Raw genomic sequence first — 16,226 nt, forward strand, 5'->3', positions numbered from 1 at the left:
AACCACGGTGCAGAACCCCTGATCTGCGTGCTCAGCCAGCCAGATCGGTACGGCGAGAGCGGGCTAGGGCGGCGCGGAGAGTTCGGCCGGTACGGGCTGGTTGCTCGAGGTCGGCCCACGTGGTCCGGACGACGTGCAGCCCGCGGGCGCGGAGGCGGTCTTCACGGGTTTTCTCCTGGATCAGGACCTCGCGAGAACCCTCGGCGTACTTCATCAGGCCGTCGAACTCGACCACGAGGTCGTACTCGGGGAAGTAGAAGTCGACCCGGCCGATGAACCCATCGGCGTCCTCGAGAACCACCTGCAGGAGCGGGGCCGGCAGACCCTGTTGATGCAGGAGCACCCTGAATCGCGACTCGCCGACCGACTCCGCGAGGGGGTTCGCGAAGGCGAGCGCTGCCCGGATCGTCGGGCTCCCCGGCCAGAACTCGGACGCCTCGAGCACGCGCAGGAGCTCGGCCTGCGGTACCCGACCAGTCCGCAGTACGGCGTCCGCACTCACGACCGCCGCTTCGAACGAACCCACGGCGGCGGTCTCGGCCAGAGCGCGTGCGAGGGCTGTGACGGGCAATCCGTCCACCTCGGCGAGGTCCGCCGTACCCAGGAGGCCTCGATGATGCCTGACGCCGGCGGCGTGACCGCTACGCCAACCACTCGTCCGGGTCAGCTGGACCTCGGACAGGTTCGCCTTCCACACCGGGATGCCATGAATGACCAGAGCGGAGTGATGGCTGACCGCGAACGTCCCAGGTCGCATCGAGTTCGCCGCGGCGCGGACGAGTCGTCGATGGAGCACGAGTTCACGTTCCCATGGCGGCAACTGGCTGAGGTCGGTCCGTTCGGCGTACTGGCCATGTCGCACGCGCTGCCACCGACCGTCGCCCAGCCGTTCCTGGACCTGCTCAGGCGTATAGCCCGCATCGAGTGCCTGGCGACGGCCGAAGACACCACCTTGCCGGCCCGCAACGGCCGCGAGTACCGGGTTCATCCCCCCAGCATCACCCGCCCAGCCCCTCCACGGGCCCCCTCCCCCGAACCTGTGGATAACCCCCATTTGGCTGGTTAGGCACTCAAATCGGGGGTTCTCCACCGTTGATATGAGTGCATAACCCCCAACACGGGTGCCTAGCCAGCCAAATAGTCGAGTTGGGCTTGGACGGAGAGGCGGGCGGCGGGGTGGAGGGTGGGGTCTATGTCGGCGTAGACGTGGGCTACTACGGCTTCGGGGGTGGTGTGCCCGGCGGCTACGGCTTCGCGGACCTGGGTGAGGCGTTCTTGGCGGTGGGTTAGGTACTGGGTGAGGACTTTGCCTGGGTCGGTGATGACGGGGCCGTGGCCGGGGAGGAGGCGTTCCAGGCCGGCGGGTGAGTTGGCGAAGGCTTGGAGCTTCTCGAGGGAGTCGAGGTAGGGGGCGAGGGCGCCGTCGGGGTGGGCTACGACGGAGGTGCCGCGGCCGAGGACGGTGTCGCCGGTGAGGAGTGAGCCGTCTTGCGGGAGCCAGAAGCAGACGGAGTCGAGGGTGTGGCCGGGGGTGGGGACCACCTCGACGCGGAGGTCGCCGGCGGTGATGACGTCACCTTCGGCGAGGCCGTGGGCGTGGTCGGTGGGAAGGCGGAAGGCCGGGTCGACGGCGCGGACGCCGCAGCCGGCCTGGTTGGCGAACCAGGCGGCGCCTTCGGAGTGGTCGGGGTGTTTGTGGGTCAGCAGTACGACGGCGACGTCACCGGCTGCATCCAGTACGGCGCGGAGGTGGTCCTCCAACTGGGGTCCCGGGTCGACCACGATCGACTGGGCCGCGTCCGGGGCCCGGAGGATCCACGTGTTGGTGCCCTCGAGCGTCATCGGGCCGGGGTTCGCGGCCAGTACCCGGGTCGCGTAGTCGGTCACATGCTCAGTCATGGGGCCTCCTGGACTGGACTGAGGAATGGAGGGAGCGAAGCGACTGGAGTGACGAGGGAAGGACTGGAGTTAAAGCCCCATGACCCGCCGCGCGGAGCGTGGCGATGTGCACGGCTCATGTGTTCTCCAGGTAGGCGCGGTCGTTTTCGATGCGCAGGGTCGGCATGATGATCGGGATCTCCCGGTTCCCCGCGGCGGCCAGGGCAGTCGCGACGTCGCCGTACGGCGTGAGGTCGGCGCAGCTCAGGTAGGTCGGGGGCAGCATCAGGACCGAGCCGGCGTCGGCGGCGGCGACCGCGTCGGCGGGGCGCATCCAGGCGACCTGGTCGGACTCGCTGGTGACGTCGCGGGTGATCTGACCGGCCGGGAGGGCGGCGACGAAGAAGGCGGTGTCGTAGCGCTTCGGCTCGAATTCGGGGGTGATCCAGTGCGCCCAAGCGCCGAGCAGGTCGGCGCGCAGGACCAGGCCGCGACCGTGCAGGAAGTCGGCGAAGCCCAGTGAACGGGATTCGAGGGCGACGCGGTCGGCTTCCCAGTCGTCACCGCGCGTGTCCGCGACCACGGATGAGGCGGAGGGGCCGGCGAGCAGCACACCGGACTCCTCAAACGTCTCCCGTACGGCGGCAGCGACGTACGCGGACGCTGTTTCCTCGGAGCAGCCCAGTCGGGCGGCGAACCACGAGGGCGGCGGACCGGACCACGAGTCGGCGACAGTTGCGTCGGTCGGGTCGACGCGCCCGCCCGGGAAGACCGTCATACCGGCGGCGAAGGCCATCGACTGCTGCCGGCGGAGCAGGTAGACCTCGGGCCCGGCAGCGGTGTCGCGGAGCAGGATCACGGTCGAGGCAGGCCGCGGCTTGGCGGGGGTCGGGGAGTCGCGGACGTGCGCGAACGCCGCCTCGGCCATCCGGCCGGTCAGCGGTTCCGACCTCAGATCGCGGACCATTCCGAGCCTCCAAAGGGTGAGCCCGGACCCCCAGCGGGGTCCGGGCCCGGACGTCAGACCTCGACGATGAGTTCTACCTCGACGGGAGCGTCGAGGGGCAGGACCGGTACGCCGACCGCGGAGCGGGCGTGCTGGCCGATCTCACCGAAGACCTGACCGAACAGCTCCGAGGCGCCGTTCGCGACCTGGGGCTGACCGGTGAACTCCGGGGTGGACGCGATGAACGCGACGGCCTTGACGATCCGCTTGATGTTCGCCAGGTCGCCGATCTCGGCCTTGACCGCGGCCAGGGCGTTCAGCGCGCACTGCTGCGCGCACTCGGCCGCGACCTCGGGGGTGACCGCGTCGCCGACCTTGCCGGTGGCGATCAGGGTGCCCTCGCGCAGCGGCAGCTGACCCGACGTGTAGACGAGGTTGCCGGTCCGGACGGCCGGGACGTAGGCGGCGACCGGCTTGGCCACCTCCGGCAGCTTCAGGCCGAGCTCGGCCAGCTTCTCCTCGGGGTGGCTCACTTGGACTCGATCTCCCGCTTGAAGTAGGCGACCAGGTTCTCCGGGTTCATCCCCGGGACGACCTGGACCAGCTCCCAGCCGTCCTGGCCGAAGTTGTCCAGGATCTCCTTGGTCGAGTGGACCAGCAGCGGCGCGGTGAAGTACTCGAACTTCTTCATGGGGGCGACTCTAACGGGCTCACACGGCGTGTGCCGTGGGCCACGTCCTACTCTGGACCTTATGGCGCGACTTCACGTGGTGACCGGCAAGGGAGGCACCGGGAAGACGACTGTTGCCGCTGCCATGGCGCTCGCGCTGGCCGGGCAGGGGCAGCGGGTGCTGCTGGTCGAGGTCGAGGGGCGGCAGGGCATCGCCCAGATCTTCGACGTACCACCCCTCCCGTACGTCGAACGCAAGATCGCGACCGGGGTCGGGGGCGGCGAGGTGTTCGCGCTGGCCGTGGACGCCGAGGCCGCGCTGCTGGAGTACCTCGACATGTACTACCACCTCGGTCGCGCCGGGAAGGCGCTCGACAAGGTGGGGGCGATCGACTTCGTCACCACGATCGCGCCGGGACTGCGGGACGTCCTGCTGACCGGCAAGGTCTACGAGGCGACGCGGCGCAAGGCCCACGGCAAACTCGCGTACGACGCGGTCGTGGTGGACGCGCCACCGACCGGGCGCATCGGGTCGTTCCTGAACGTGAACCACGAGGTCGCGAACCTGGCCAAGGTCGGGCCGATCCGGAACCAGGCGGACGCGATCATGGGGATGCTGCGGTCCGACGTGACCCGGATCCATCTGGTCACGCTGCTCGAGGAGATGCCGGTCCAGGAGACGCTGGACGCGGTCGAACAGCTGGAGGCACTGGACCTGCGGATCGGGTCGATCGTGGTGAACATGATGCGGCACAGCCCGCTGGACGACGAGTCGATCGCCCTTGCGGTGAAGGAGAAACTGCCGGCCGCCGAGATCACCAAGGGACTGCGCGCGGCCGGCGTCGGGTACGGCAAGGCCATGGTGGAGGCTCTGACTGCCGAGGCGCGCGACCACGCGGTCCGGATCGGACTCGAACGCGAGAACCGCGACCGGATAGATGCCCTGGGCAAGCAGGTGACCGAGTTGGCGTTGCAGCCCGAGGGAATCGACCACGGCGCCCTGATCGACCTGGCCGAGGAGTTCCGGTCGTGAGCGGGGCGGAGCCGACAGGGGGACGAGCTCGGGCGGGGCGCCACCTCCCCTGCTCCCAGCTCCTCCTCCACCCCGAGAGGATCGTGCGATGAGCGAGCTGGATCTGGACGCGTTGATCGACGACCCCACGACCCGGATCGTCGTCACTTGTGGGTCCGGCGGGGTCGGGAAGACGACCACGGCGGCGGCGCTGGGGTTGCGGGCGGCCGAGCGGGGGCGGAAGGTCGTCGTACTGACTATCGATCCGGCTCGGCGGTTGGCGCAGTCGCTGGGATTGACGGAGCTGGACAACACGCCGCGGGCGGTGGTCGGCGTCGATGAGGACAACGGCGGCCGGCTGGACGCGATGATGCTGGACATGAAGCGGACCTTCGACGAGGTCGTGCTCGCGCATGCGACGCCGGAGAAGGCCGAGCAGATTCTGGCGAACCCGTTCTACCTGGCGTTGTCGTCGTCGTTCGCGGGGACGCAGGAGTACATGGCGATGGAGAAGCTCGGTCAGCTCCACAAGCAGGCCGAGGCGTCCGGTGACTGGGATCTGATCATCGTCGACACGCCGCCGTCGCGGTCGGCGCTGGACTTCCTGGATGCGCCCGAGCGGCTCGCATCGCTCCTCGAGGGGCGATTCCTGCGGCTGCTGCTGGCGCCGGCGAAGGGGCCGTTCCGGTTGATGTCGACGGCGGTGAACATGGCGATGTCGGTGATGAACAAGGTGCTCGGCGCGCAGGTGCTGACCGACGTACAGACGTTTGTCGCCGCGTTCGACACGTTGTTCGGTGGGTTCCGGAAGCGGGCGGACAAGACCGTCGCGTTGCTGCGTGAACCGCAGACCGCGTTCCTCGTGGTGGCAGCTCCGCAGAATGACGCGCTGCGAGAGGCGTCGTACTTCACCGAGCGGTTGCGGGCGGAGAACATGCCGCTGGCGGGCGTCGTACTGAATCGGGTGACGAACTCGGACGCGACGGATCTGTCGGCCGAGCGGTCGCTGGCGGCGGCGGAGAAGCTGGAGGAGGCGGACAAGTCGCCACTGACGGCCGCGCTGCTCCGGCTGCACGCGGACAAGATGCAGCAGGTGGTCGCCGACCATAAGCGCTCCGACCGGTTCAAGCGAGGCCATCGATCGATCCCGACCGTCGAGGTCCCGGCCCTGGCGGACGATGTCCACGATCTCGCCGGTCTACGCCAGATCGGGGAACTCCTGACGGCCTGAGTTTCACCGTCAGCGAACGCCGGGAATGCCCAGGTGGGGCCACTGGTTGAGCCTGTCAGACTCAATCTTTGGATAAGGGTGTGACAGCGTGACCGATCCGTTGAATCTTCCGGTTCTGCCGCTGGACGACGTCGTCGTTCTGCCGGGAATGGTCGTGCCGGTCCGCCTCGCCGACAGCGAGGCGCGAGCGGCCATCGACGCCGCGCAGGCCTCGGGTGCCGACCAGGTGCTGCTGGTACCGCGGCTGGACGGGAAATATGCCAAGGCTGGGACGCTCGGCGAGATCGAGCAGATCGGCCGGCTGCCGGGCGGAGCCCAGGCAGCAGTGATCCGCGGTGTTGCGCGGGTCCTGATCGGCGCCGGGACCACTGGTCCGGGTGCTGCCCTCTGGGTCAGTGCGACCCAGCTCCACGAGATCACCGACGCGCGGTCGGCGGAGCTGGCCCGCGACTACAAGTCCCTCACCACGTCCGTGCTGGAGCGTCGTGGCGCCTGGCAGGTCATCGACTCCGTGAAGCAGGTGAACGACCCTGCGGAGCTGTCCGACCTGGCCGGTTACGCGTCGTACCTGAGCAACGAGCAGAAGTCCGAGCTGCTGGAGAACGCCAACGTCTCCGAGCGGCTGGAGAAGCTGATCGGTTGGGTGAAGGACCACCTGGCCGAGCTCGAGGTCTCCGAGACGATCCAGAAGGACGTCCAGGAGGGTATGGAGAAGCAGCAGCGGGAGTTCCTGCTGCGCCAGCAGATGGCAGCCATCCGCAAGGAGCTGGCCGAGCTGGACGGCAAGGCCGAGTCCGAGGAAGAGGACTATCGGGCTCGCGTCGAGGCTGCTGACCTGCCGGAGCACGTGGCGAAGGCCGCGCTGGCTGAGGTCGACAAGCTCGAGCGGACGTCGGAGCAGTCCCCTGAGGTCGGCTGGATCCGCACCTGGCTCGACACGGTGCTTGAGGTGCCGTGGAACGAGCGCAGTGAGGACAGCTACGACCTGCGCGAGGCACGCGCCGTACTGGACGCGGACCACGCTGGTCTGGACGACGTGAAGGAACGCATCACCGAGTACCTGGCTGTACGGCGTCGCCGCGCGGACCGCGGACTGGGTGTCGTCGGCGGTCGCCGGAGTGGCGCCGTACTGGCTCTGGTCGGACCTCCTGGTGTGGGTAAGACCTCGCTGGGTGAGTCCGTGGCGCGAGCCATGGGGCGCAAGTTCGTCCGGGTCGCGCTGGGTGGCGTTCGGGACGAGGCCGAGATCCGCGGGCACCGGCGTACCTACGTCGGCGCACTGCCGGGCCGGATCGTCCGGGCCATCACCGAGGCGGGTTCGATGAACCCCGTCGTACTGCTGGACGAGATCGACAAGGTGGGTGCGGACTACCGGGGTGACCCGACGGCCGCGCTGCTGGAGGTCCTCGACCCGGCCCAGAACCACACCTTCCGGGATCACTACCTGGAGGTCGAGCTGGACCTGTCCGACGTGGTGTTCCTGGCCACGGCGAACGTGCTGGACTCGATCCCCGGTCCGCTGCTGGACCGGATGGAGCTGGTGCAGCTGGACGGGTACACCGAGGAGGAGAAGGTCACCATCGCCCGTGACCACCTGCTTCCGCGACAGCTGGAGCGGGCGGGCCTGACGGCGGACGAGGTTTCCGTGGAGGACTCGGCGTTGCGGCTGCTGGCCGGCGAGTACACGCGAGAGGCCGGCGTCCGGCAGCTGGAGCGGTCGATCGCCCGGGTACTGCGCAAGGTGACGTCGAAGATCGCCCTGGGCGAGTCGGAGGGTGCACTGACGATCGGCTCTGACGATCTGAAGGGCTACCTGGGATCGCCGAAGTTCACACCGGAGTCTGCGGAGCGTACGGCGCTCCCGGGCGTCGCGACTGGACTAGCGGTGACCGGTGCGGGTGGTGACGTGCTCTTCATCGAGGCGTCGCTGGCCGACAAGGAGACCGGCCCGACCGGAGTCACGTTGACCGGGCAGTTGGGTGACGTGATGAAGGAGTCGGCGCAGATCGCCCTGTCGTACCTGCGCTCACACGGCGCGGAGCTGGGGCTCCCGGTCAGTGATCTGGCCGAACGGAACACCCACATCCACGTACCGGCCGGTGCGGTCCCGAAGGATGGACCTTCGGCCGGTGTGACGATGACAACGGCCCTCGCGTCGCTGCTGTCCGGACGGCCGGTCCGTTCGGAGGTCGCGATGACCGGTGAGGTGTCGCTGACCGGGCGGGTCCTCCCGATCGGTGGGGTGAAGCAGAAGCTGCTCGCCGCCCACCGGGCCGGGTTGACCACGATCCTGATCCCGAAGCGCAACGAGCCCGACCTGGACGACGTACCGGAGTCGGTGCTGGCGGAGCTGACCGTTCACCCGGTGAGCGACGTACGGGAAGTGCTGGAGCTGGCGCTGGAACCGGCGCAGGTCGAGGCACGGCAGTACGCCGCCTGAGACCGCCGTACTGACGAGGGCCCGAGCAACTGCTCGGGCCCTCGTTCTTTAGGATGAATTTTGTCCAGAGACAGTGATGCAATTCACAGCGCGAGCGGTAACCCAAAATGCCGGTCACGTAGTCTCTATAACCATGCGCGTCAGGGAGAAGGGCGACCGCGGAGTCGTCCAGTCGGTGGTTCTGTTCCTCGGAGTGAGTGTGCTGTCGGGCGCGCTGGCAGCAGGTCTGGCAATGCCGTTGGCGGGGTTGGCCGGGTTCACGACGGAGAAGACGTCGGAGACCCTGGAGGACCTTCCCCAACAGTTCGACGAGGTGCCACTCAAGCAGAAGAGCACCATCCTGGCCGCCGACGGGTCCGTGATCGCGACCCTGGCCGACAAGAACCGGTACCCGGTCAAGCTCAGCGCGATCGCCCCGATCATGCAGAAGGCGATCGTCGCGATCGAGGACGACCGCTTCTACGAGCACGGTGCGCTCGACCTCAAGGGCACGCTGCGCGCGCTCGCGGTGAACCAGACCGAGGGCGCGGTCCAGCAGGGTGGTTCGAGCATCACCCAGCAGTTCATCAAGATGAGCCTGATCGAGAAGGCGAACACCCCGGCCGAGGTCGAGGCCGCGACCGCCGCGACGACCCAGCGCAAGGTCGCCGAGCTGCGGTACGCGATCGCCGCCGAGAAGGAGTACTCGAAGAACGAGATCCTCGAGAAGTACCTGAACCTGGCGAACTTCGGTGACGGCGCCTGGGGGATCCAGTCCGCCGCGCAGCACTACTTCCGCGTCGACGCCAAGAACCTCACCCTCGCCCAGGCCGCGATGCTGGCCGGCATGGTGAAGAGCCCGACCGCCTACGACCCGACGAACAACATGAAGCGCTCGAAGGACCGGCGCGACGTGGTCATCCGCCGGATGCTCGAGCTCAAGGTGATCTCGGTCAACCAGGCCAACCTGGCGCTGAAGACCCCGGTGATCAACCCGAACCTGGTCCGCAAGAACCAGATCGGCTGCGGCAACTCGGCGTACCCGTTCTACTGCGACTACATCGTCGCGCAGCTCAAGCAGAACCCGGCCTTCGGCAAGACCCCCAAGGACCGGGCCAACTACCTGAAGACCGCCGGTCTGACGATCCGGACCTCGCTCGATCCGAAGATCCAGGCCGCCGCGCAGAAGTCGATCGACGAGCACACCAGGCCCGGCGACCAGGCGATCGCCGCGATCACGATCGTCGAGCCCGGGAGCGGGCTGGTGAAGGCGATGGTGCAGAGCAAGAAGTACGGCGGCAAGAAGGACCAGACGTCGTACAACTACAACGTCGAGAAGTCCTACGCCGGTGGGTTCGGCGGCTTCCAGAACGGTTCGACGATGAAGGCCTTCACGATCGCCGCGGCGATCCAGAAGGGCTACTCGATCAACTACAAGATCCCGTCGCCGAGCCCGCTGCACTTCGAGGGGTCGAAGTTCAGCACCTGCAACGGGAACGTCACGGTGCCGGACGACTACCAGCCGACGAACTCGACGGACAACGTGCCCGACCCGACCATGATCCAGGCGGCGCAGAAGTCGACCAACACCTACTTCCTGCAGCTGTCCCAGAAGGTCGGCCTGTGCCCGATCGCGGGTCTGCTCAAGTCACTGGGCATGTACAACGCCCAGGACGGTGAGCCGCTGGAGCAGGTCCCGTCGATGACGCTCGGCGTCGGCTACATCACCCCGCTGCAGCTCTCGAGCGCGTACGCCGCTTTTGCGGCCCGCGGCAAGTACTGCACGCCGTTGCTCGTCACCTCGGTGCGCGACGCCGCCAAAAAGCAGGTCAAGATCCCCGGCACCGACTGCAAGCAGGTGCTGCCGGAGGCGGTGGCCGATGGCGTCAACGAGGTGCTGCACCAGGTCATGGAGCCGGGCGGTACCGGTAACCGGCTGAAGTTCGGCAACAGCGACCTGGCCGGCAAGACCGGAACCATCCAGGAGGCCAAGGCCGTCTGGTACTCCGGTTACTCCAGCAAGCTCGCCGCCGCGACCGTGGTCGCCGACGCGAGCCCGCCGTACAAGCGCCTGTCCGGTCAGACCCTGGACGGCCAGGGCATCCACGACGCCTCCGGTTCGATGACCGCCGGCCCGCTGTGGAAGACCGCGATGCAGGGCGCACTGCAGGGGATGCCGACCACGCACTTCACCGCGCCGGACGACAAGACCAAGAACGGCGACAACGAGGACCTGCCCTACGTCAACGGCATGAACCCCGACGACGCGGCCAACAAGCTCCGCCAGGCCGGCTTCGAGGCGCAGATCGCCCCGGACCAGGTCAACTCCGAGGAGTCCGCCGGCACCGTCGCCTACACCGACCCCCGCCGCCGCGACGGCGCCCCGGCCGGTTCCACGGTGACCATCTACGTCTCCAACGGCAACCGCAGCGGCAACAACAACGAGGGCGACCAGAACGGCGACGGCAACCAAGGCCAGCCCGGCGGTCAACCCAACGGCGGCGGCACCCCAGGCTGCCAACCCTGGGAACGCAACTACCCCAACTGCTGACAACGCGAAGGGCCTCGTCCACCACGGACGAGGCCCTTCGTCGGGTCAGGCGCCTAGTTGGCGTTTGACTTCGGCGGAGACGGCGCCGCCGTCGGCTTTGCCTTTGACCTTGGGCTGGAGGGCGCCCATGACCTTGCCGATGCCGCGGGGACCCAGGTCGGCGGCGCCGGTGGCGGCGATGGTCTCGGTGACCAGGGCGGCGATCTCCTCGGCCGTCAACTGCTCGGGGAGGTACTCGGCCAGGATGTCGGCCTCGGCCTGCTCCTTGTCGGCCAGCTCGGCGCGGCCGGCGTCGCGGTAGGCGATGACGGACTCGCGGCGCTTCTTGGCCTCGGACCCGAGGACGTCGAGGATCTCGGCATCGGAGAGCTCGCGGGCCTCCTTACCGGCGACCTCGGCCTTGGTGACCGCGGTGAGCGCCATCCGCAGGGTGGACTTGCGGATCTCGTCGCGCGCCTTCAGGGCGGCGGTCATGTCGTCGTGGAGGCGCTGTTTCATTCCGGAGTTGGACATAGGGGAGATTGTGGCAGGCTGGGTAAATGAGTTTGCGCAGGATTGCCGGTACGACGCTGAAGGCCACGGCCGCTGTCGGGGCCGTGGGGGCGGCGTGTGTGGCGTATGCGGCGGTGGTGGAGGTGCGGTGGTTCACGCTGCGCAAGGTGACGGTGCCGGTGCTCGCCGAGGGGGCCGCGCCGATCAAGGTGCTGCATCTGTCCGACCTGCACCTGATGCCGACCCAGGAGAAGAAGATCGGCTGGGTCAACGACCTGGCGGCGCTCGAGCCCGATCTGATCGTCAACACCGGCGACAACCTGTCGCATGAGGATTCGGTGCCGCCGCTGCTGCGCGCGCTCGGTGATCTGCTCGATCTGCCCGGGGTGTTCGTGTTCGGTTCCAACGACTACTGGAAGCCGCATTTCAAGAACCCGGGCAAGTACCTGCTGCCCGCCAACAAGCAGCGCCACAAGCCGCACGGCCCGGACCTCCCGTTCGAGGAGATGCGCCGCGCCTTCACCGACGCCGGCTGGGCCGATCTCAACAACGCCAAGACCAGCCTGAAGATCAACGGCCTGCGCCTCGACTTCGCCGGCACCGACGACCCGCACATCAAGCGCGACCGGTACGGCGTGATCGCGGGCGAGGTGGACTCGTCGGCCGACCTCTCGATCGGGGTGACGCACGCGCCGTACCAGCGGGTCCTGAACGCTTTCGTCGACGACGGCTATCCGTTGGTGCTCGCCGGTCACACCCACGGCGGCCAGCTCGCGGTGCCCTTCTACGGCGCTCTGGTGACCAACTGCGACCTCGATGCGTCCCGCGTCAAAGGCCTCTCCACCTGGGGCAGCAACGGCCGCCAGGCAGCTCTCCACGTCTCGGCCGGGCTCGGCACCTCGCCGTACGCGCCCGTCCGTTTCGCCTGCCGTCCGGAAGCGACATTGCTCACGTTGGTCCCCCGGGTAAACCCGATTTCGTCCCACAGCTAGTCGCATGTAAGCTAACGGCGATTCGGGCTGTGGCGCAGCTTGGTAGCGCGCTTCGTTCGGGACGAAGAGGTCGCAGGTTCAAATCCTGTCAGCCCGACCACGAGATGCAGGGTCAGTCACTCCGGTGACTGACCCTCCTTCTTTTTGGGGGACACATGAAGTGGCGGATCGGCGGGCCGATCGTGCTCGGCCTGTGGGTGGCGTGGATCGTCGTCCCCATCCTGCTCAGCTTCCTGGACGACTGGAGCGGCTTCCGGATCGTGATGGTGTTGTTCGCACCGTGGGCCGCGGTGCCGACGCCTTGGCGCAAGCGAGTGCCGCTCGGTCGGGTGCTGCAGGGGTTCGGCATCGCGCTGCTGCTCCTGCTCCCGATCGGCGGGATCGCGGGCCACGTCCCGACCTTGGAGTACTTCAAGCTCATCGCGCCCGTCCTCGCCCTGCCGCTGGTCTGGCTGTCGAACCGACGGTGGTCCCGGGAGCAGTCGTGAACCCCTACGAGGTGCTGGGCGTTCCGCCCACCGCGAGTACGGCGGAGATCCGGGCGGCGTACCGCAAGCTCGTCCGCCAGGCGCATCCGGACCGGGGCGGCAGCGCAGCACGGTTCCACGCCGTCCAGGCGGCCTGGAAGACCCTCTCGGATCCGGAGCAGCGCGCTGCCTACGACCGCACGCTCGCTCCCCCACCGCGGCAGCAGGTCAGCCGCGAGAAGATCTGGGTGGTACCGCAGCTCCGGCGGTTCACGGTGATCGCACCGGTGGCGCTGGTCGCGTGGCTGCTCTTCGCAGTCATCCCGTTCTGGTACGCACTGTCCTTCGGCTGGTTCGCCTTCGTCGTCGCCGGTCTGCTGGTAGTGGTGGCCCTCGGCAAGGGCTGGGCCAGCGCGCGCGAACTCGACCGGGTGATCGGCGCCCGGGCGGCGTACGAGACCACCGTCTGGGGCGACCCCGGCGAGCATCGCCGGACCGCCGATCTGCTCACGCCCGTCGTCCTGCAACTGCCTGCGGTCAAGCTGATCCACGGCGCCCGGATCCGCGGGATCCCGACCGAACACCTCCTGCTCGTCGACCGTCGGCTGGCGGTGATCTCATCAACCCCCGGCACCGAGCTCGCGCTGCTGCGGGCGGTCGTCGCCTGGCGGGCCCGCGGGATCAACTCTCGCGGCTACTTCGTCAGCCTCACCGACGACCCACTGCCCGCCGTACCAGGCCTCACCTATCTGACGGCAGCGACGGCCGCGCCACAGCTGATCGCCTGGCTGCGGGAAGCCGGCAACGTCGTCGATCGCCGTGCGCTGTACGACGTCTTGTACCGCGCACCCCGCGACCTACGCTGAAGGGGTGCAGCGAGTTGACCTTGGTGAGATCGAGTACGACGTCGCCGGCAAGCAGATGCGGGAGTGGGTCGAGGAACGCGTCGCCGGTACGGCGGACGACCGGCTGTTCCTGCTGAGCCATCCCCCGGTGATCACCTACGGATCCCGTACGGCGGCCAGTGATCTGCCGGCCGAGACGGCGGGGATCCCGGCGGTGGCGGTGGACCGCGGCGGGTTCGCGACGTACCACGGTCCCGGGCAGCTGGTCGGCTATCTGGTGATCGACGTGAAGCGCCGTGGGGTCGTCGATGTCGTGCGCTGGGTGGAGGACGGCCTGGTCGAGGCGCTGGGGTCGCTCGGGTTCCCGCTGGTACGGCGGGAGACGCCGAAGGGCGCGAGCAGTCTCGTCGGCGTGTGGACGCCGGACCACCGCAAGCTGTGCTCGATCGGGATGCGGATCCGGCACGGCGTCACCAGCCACGGGTTCTCGGTGAACGTCGCTCCGGACATGTCGGTGTTTCACACGTTCACGACCTGCGGGCTGCACGACGTCACGATGGTCTCGCTGGCCGAGCTCGCGGCCGAGACCGGACGGCCGGTTCCGGACGACGCCGCCGTACGGGATGCGATCGCAGTCTCCCTTGGTGCGGCCTGATCCGGATACTGTGCGGGCTATGGACGCCAAGCCGCCGCTGCCACCGTTGTTGATCCTGGCGCTGGTCGGGCTGCTCTGCGGCTTCGCCACGATCGGACTGGTGTGGGGTAGCGAGCAGGGGTGCGAGCGGTTCCGCGAGACCACGAACTGCGGGGCGCTCGGTCTCCCGCTGCTGGTGGTCGTCGTGGTGGTCACGATGGTGCTCGGCGGGATCGCGCTCAACCGGCTCGCGATGCCGCATCCGCGGCTGGTCGCGTTCCTCGGGGTCGCGTTCATGCTCGCCGTCGTCCTCGCCTTCCTGACCGGCAACCTCTCGTCGCCGTGGACCCTGGCTGTGGTCCCGGTCCTGACCGCGATCACCTTTCTGCTCGCCGACCTCGTCGCCCGACTCCTGGAGCGCGCTGATGCCTGACCTGCCCGTCTACGACTGCCCGCGTACGACGTCCGCCCCGAACCTCGACGGCACCCTGACCGACCCCGCGTGGGAGGTCGCGCCGTGGACGACCGACTTCGTCCAGATCCTCGGCGAGGGCCCGGGACCGCGGTTCCGCACCCAGGCCAAGCTCATGTACGACGACCAGTACCTGTACGTCGGCGGCAAGCTCGAGGAGCCGCACGTGTGGACGACGATGACCGAGCACAACAGCCGGCTCTACTTCGAGAACAACTTCGAGGTGTTCCTCGACCCGGACGGCGACGGCGCGAACTACTACGAGTTCGAGATCAACCCGCTCGGCACGATCTGGGAACTCACCCTCACCAAGCCGTACGACGAGGGCGGCGAGGCGATCGACCCGACGAACCTGCCGGGGCTGCGGACCGCGATCCACGTCGACGGCACGGTCAACGACCCGTCCGACACCGACACCGGGTGGACGGTGGAGCTCGCCATCCCGTGGGCGGACCTCGCCGTACCGACCAAGGGTCAGCCGACCGTGCCCGCTAAGGGTGACGAGTGGCGGATGAACCTGATGCGCTGCCAGTGGCCGCACGATGTCGTGGACGGTGAATACGTGAAGGGGGCCGAGAGCGAGTTCTGGGTCTGGTCACCGCAGTACGTCGCCAACATGCACTACCCACCGCGGTGGGGCGTCCTGCGTTTCTGACACACCACCCGCCTGCGCGCGGCTTGGGCCCAGCGGTAACAATGAGCTACGTGGAATTCGGGGGCGGAGTCGTCAGCGCGGTCGAACGCGCCTGCGAGACCGATCTGAGAACCGCACTCCGCTTGGTTGCTCGCTACTCGGCGTACTGGTGGTCCCGCGGTCTGGAGGACGAGGCGGCCGCAGCGGCCGAGCGAGTGCTCAGCATGCTGGGCCGCTCGGTCCCGGTCGGTCTGGACGAGGAGTACCTGCTGGCCGTGCTGCACGGCGCCGCCTCGGCGGAGCAGGAGCAGATCGAGCTAGCGCAGCAGATCGTCGACGCCACGGACGGACCGTTCCGGTACTCCGCGACGGTGCTGCTGTGGTGTCTGGTCTTCGGACCGTTCGAGCCAGTTGACGTGGTCGAGGACGTGCTGAAGCGCAACGAGCACGGTGACGCGTGGACGCGCGCGGCGGTCGAGCTATGCCGCGGATACCCCGGGCTGACCCGGGCGACCGAGGAGGAGGCCGCACAAGCCCTCCGTACGGCGCTGGGCCGGTTCCGGATGCTGGAGGACGCCTGGGGCACGTTCCTGGCGCTCAGTGCGCTCCAGCAGTCTGTGGGCGCGCCGCTGGAGCTGACCACGGAGGCGCTCGGGCTGGCGGAACAGCTCGGGCTGGACGAGCAGGTCGGCCTACTGCTGTGCCGGCGCGGAGACCTCTACCGAGTACAGGGCAAGCTGGACGCCGCCCGCCACGACTACAGCATGGCGCTGGTGCTCGGTGAGCGGGCTGAGCTGCCAGAGACGGTTGCAGCAGCTCACATAGGGCTTGCCCGGGCCGCCCGGTGCTGTGGGCATGTTCAAACGGCCCAGTCCCACCTGGCCGCCGTACTGGAGCTGACCGACCTCGAGGACGCCCACTATGAGGCGCGTCACGAGTTGGAGGCACTGCAGCAGGTGTCGGCGACGGCTTAGAGTCGTCGG

The 16,226-nt window shown here is 68.3% G+C and carries 17 protein-coding genes and 1 tRNA gene; 12 read left to right on the plus strand and 6 right to left on the minus strand.

Translation table 11 applies throughout. From position 1 onward, the window contains the following. Positions 1 to 31 precede the first annotated feature (31 nt). From ACIA49_RS20565 to ACIA49_RS20585, 5 genes are all read right to left on the minus strand, one after another. The gene (locus ACIA49_RS20565) at positions 32 to 988 is read right to left on the minus strand and encodes a type IV toxin-antitoxin system AbiEi family antitoxin domain-containing protein (RefSeq protein WP_396378794.1); all 957 of its coding nucleotides are present in this window, start codon (positions 986 to 988) and stop codon (positions 32 to 34) included. 137 nt (positions 989 to 1,125) lie between these two features. After that, positions 1,126 to 1,899 (minus strand): MBL fold metallo-hydrolase, encoded by a 774-nt coding sequence (locus ACIA49_RS20570; RefSeq protein WP_396378795.1) that lies wholly within the window; start codon positions 1,897 to 1,899, stop codon positions 1,126 to 1,128. Positions 1,900 to 2,014: 115 nt separating this feature from the next. Then, complete coding sequence (locus tag ACIA49_RS20575; protein WP_396378796.1) at positions 2,015 to 2,845, minus strand: NUDIX hydrolase; 831 nt, start codon at positions 2,843 to 2,845, stop codon at positions 2,015 to 2,017. Between the two features lie 53 nt (positions 2,846 to 2,898). Next, positions 2,899 to 3,357, minus strand: a complete 459-nt coding sequence (locus tag ACIA49_RS20580; protein ID WP_391548652.1) for a RidA family protein — start codon at positions 3,355 to 3,357, stop codon at positions 2,899 to 2,901. Then, on the minus strand, positions 3,354 to 3,515 hold the full coding sequence (locus ACIA49_RS20585; protein ID WP_132413438.1) for a DUF4177 domain-containing protein: 162 nt from the start codon (positions 3,513 to 3,515) through the stop codon (positions 3,354 to 3,356). The genes ACIA49_RS20580 and ACIA49_RS20585 overlap by 4 nt, the downstream gene beginning before the upstream one ends. Before the next feature lie 61 nt (positions 3,516 to 3,576). On the opposite strand from ACIA49_RS20585, the gene ACIA49_RS20590 reads away from it, so the two are divergent. The 4 genes from ACIA49_RS20590 to ACIA49_RS20605 all read left to right on the plus strand — a co-directional run bounded on the left by ACIA49_RS20590 (position 3,577) and on the right by ACIA49_RS20605 (position 10,707). Continuing rightward, a complete protein-coding gene (locus tag ACIA49_RS20590) occupies positions 3,577 to 4,527 on the plus strand; it encodes an ArsA-related P-loop ATPase (RefSeq protein WP_396378797.1) in 951 nt (316 codons plus the stop codon). A gap of 88 nt (positions 4,528 to 4,615) precedes the next feature. After that, positions 4,616 to 5,737 (plus strand): ArsA family ATPase, encoded by a 1,122-nt coding sequence (locus ACIA49_RS20595; RefSeq protein ID WP_396378798.1) that lies wholly within the window; start codon positions 4,616 to 4,618, stop codon positions 5,735 to 5,737. A gap of 88 nt (positions 5,738 to 5,825) precedes the next feature. Further along, complete coding sequence (gene lon, locus ACIA49_RS20600) at positions 5,826 to 8,177, plus strand: endopeptidase La (protein ID WP_396378799.1); 2,352 nt, start codon at positions 5,826 to 5,828, stop codon at positions 8,175 to 8,177. 133 nt (positions 8,178 to 8,310) lie between these two features. Next, positions 8,311 to 10,707, plus strand: a complete 2,397-nt coding sequence (locus ACIA49_RS20605) for a penicillin-binding protein (protein WP_396378800.1) — start codon at positions 8,311 to 8,313, stop codon at positions 10,705 to 10,707. Between the two features lie 45 nt (positions 10,708 to 10,752). Here the strand turns inward: ACIA49_RS20605 and ACIA49_RS20610 are convergent, their stop codons facing one another. Next, positions 10,753 to 11,220, minus strand: a complete 468-nt coding sequence (locus ACIA49_RS20610; protein WP_396378801.1) for a GatB/YqeY domain-containing protein — start codon at positions 11,218 to 11,220, stop codon at positions 10,753 to 10,755. A gap of 32 nt (positions 11,221 to 11,252) precedes the next feature. On the opposite strand from ACIA49_RS20610, the gene ACIA49_RS20615 reads away from it, so the two are divergent. From ACIA49_RS20615 to ACIA49_RS20650, 8 genes are all read left to right on the plus strand, one after another. Next, entirely contained in the window at positions 11,253 to 12,191 is a 939-nt protein-coding gene (locus ACIA49_RS20615; protein WP_396379037.1) for a metallophosphoesterase, read from the plus strand. 23 nt (positions 12,192 to 12,214) lie between these two features. Next, positions 12,215 to 12,291: transfer RNA gene (locus tag ACIA49_RS20620), tRNA-Pro, on the plus strand. 55 nt (positions 12,292 to 12,346) lie between these two features. Then, positions 12,347 to 12,679: a hypothetical protein gene (locus ACIA49_RS20625; protein WP_396378802.1), complete on the plus strand. Its 333-nt coding sequence runs from the start codon at positions 12,347 to 12,349 to the stop codon at positions 12,677 to 12,679. Next, positions 12,676 to 13,524, plus strand: a complete 849-nt coding sequence (locus ACIA49_RS20630; RefSeq protein ID WP_396378803.1) for a DnaJ domain-containing protein — start codon at positions 12,676 to 12,678, stop codon at positions 13,522 to 13,524. Before ACIA49_RS20625 ends, ACIA49_RS20630 begins: the two co-directional genes overlap by 4 nt. Before the next feature lie 4 nt (positions 13,525 to 13,528). Continuing rightward, positions 13,529 to 14,158: a lipoyl(octanoyl) transferase LipB gene (gene lipB / locus ACIA49_RS20635; RefSeq protein WP_396378804.1), complete on the plus strand. Its 630-nt coding sequence runs from the start codon at positions 13,529 to 13,531 to the stop codon at positions 14,156 to 14,158. A gap of 19 nt (positions 14,159 to 14,177) precedes the next feature. Then, entirely contained in the window at positions 14,178 to 14,570 is a 393-nt protein-coding gene (locus ACIA49_RS20640) for a hypothetical protein (protein ID WP_396378805.1), read from the plus strand. After that, positions 14,563 to 15,264 carry a carbohydrate-binding family 9-like protein gene (locus ACIA49_RS20645; protein WP_396378806.1) on the plus strand — a complete coding sequence of 234 codons (702 nt, stop codon included), beginning with the start codon at positions 14,563 to 14,565 and terminating at the stop codon, positions 15,262 to 15,264. The genes ACIA49_RS20640 and ACIA49_RS20645 overlap by 8 nt, the downstream gene beginning before the upstream one ends. 50 nt (positions 15,265 to 15,314) lie before the next feature. Continuing rightward, positions 15,315 to 16,217: a hypothetical protein gene (locus ACIA49_RS20650; RefSeq protein ID WP_396378807.1), complete on the plus strand. Its 903-nt coding sequence runs from the start codon at positions 15,315 to 15,317 to the stop codon at positions 16,215 to 16,217. The last annotated feature ends 9 nt before the right edge of the window (positions 16,218 to 16,226 follow it).

The sequence above is a fragment of the Kribbella sp. NPDC051587 genome, from assembly GCF_044453945.1.
In the GTDB taxonomy this organism is placed as follows: Bacteria; Actinomycetota; Actinomycetes; order Propionibacteriales; family Kribbellaceae; genus Kribbella.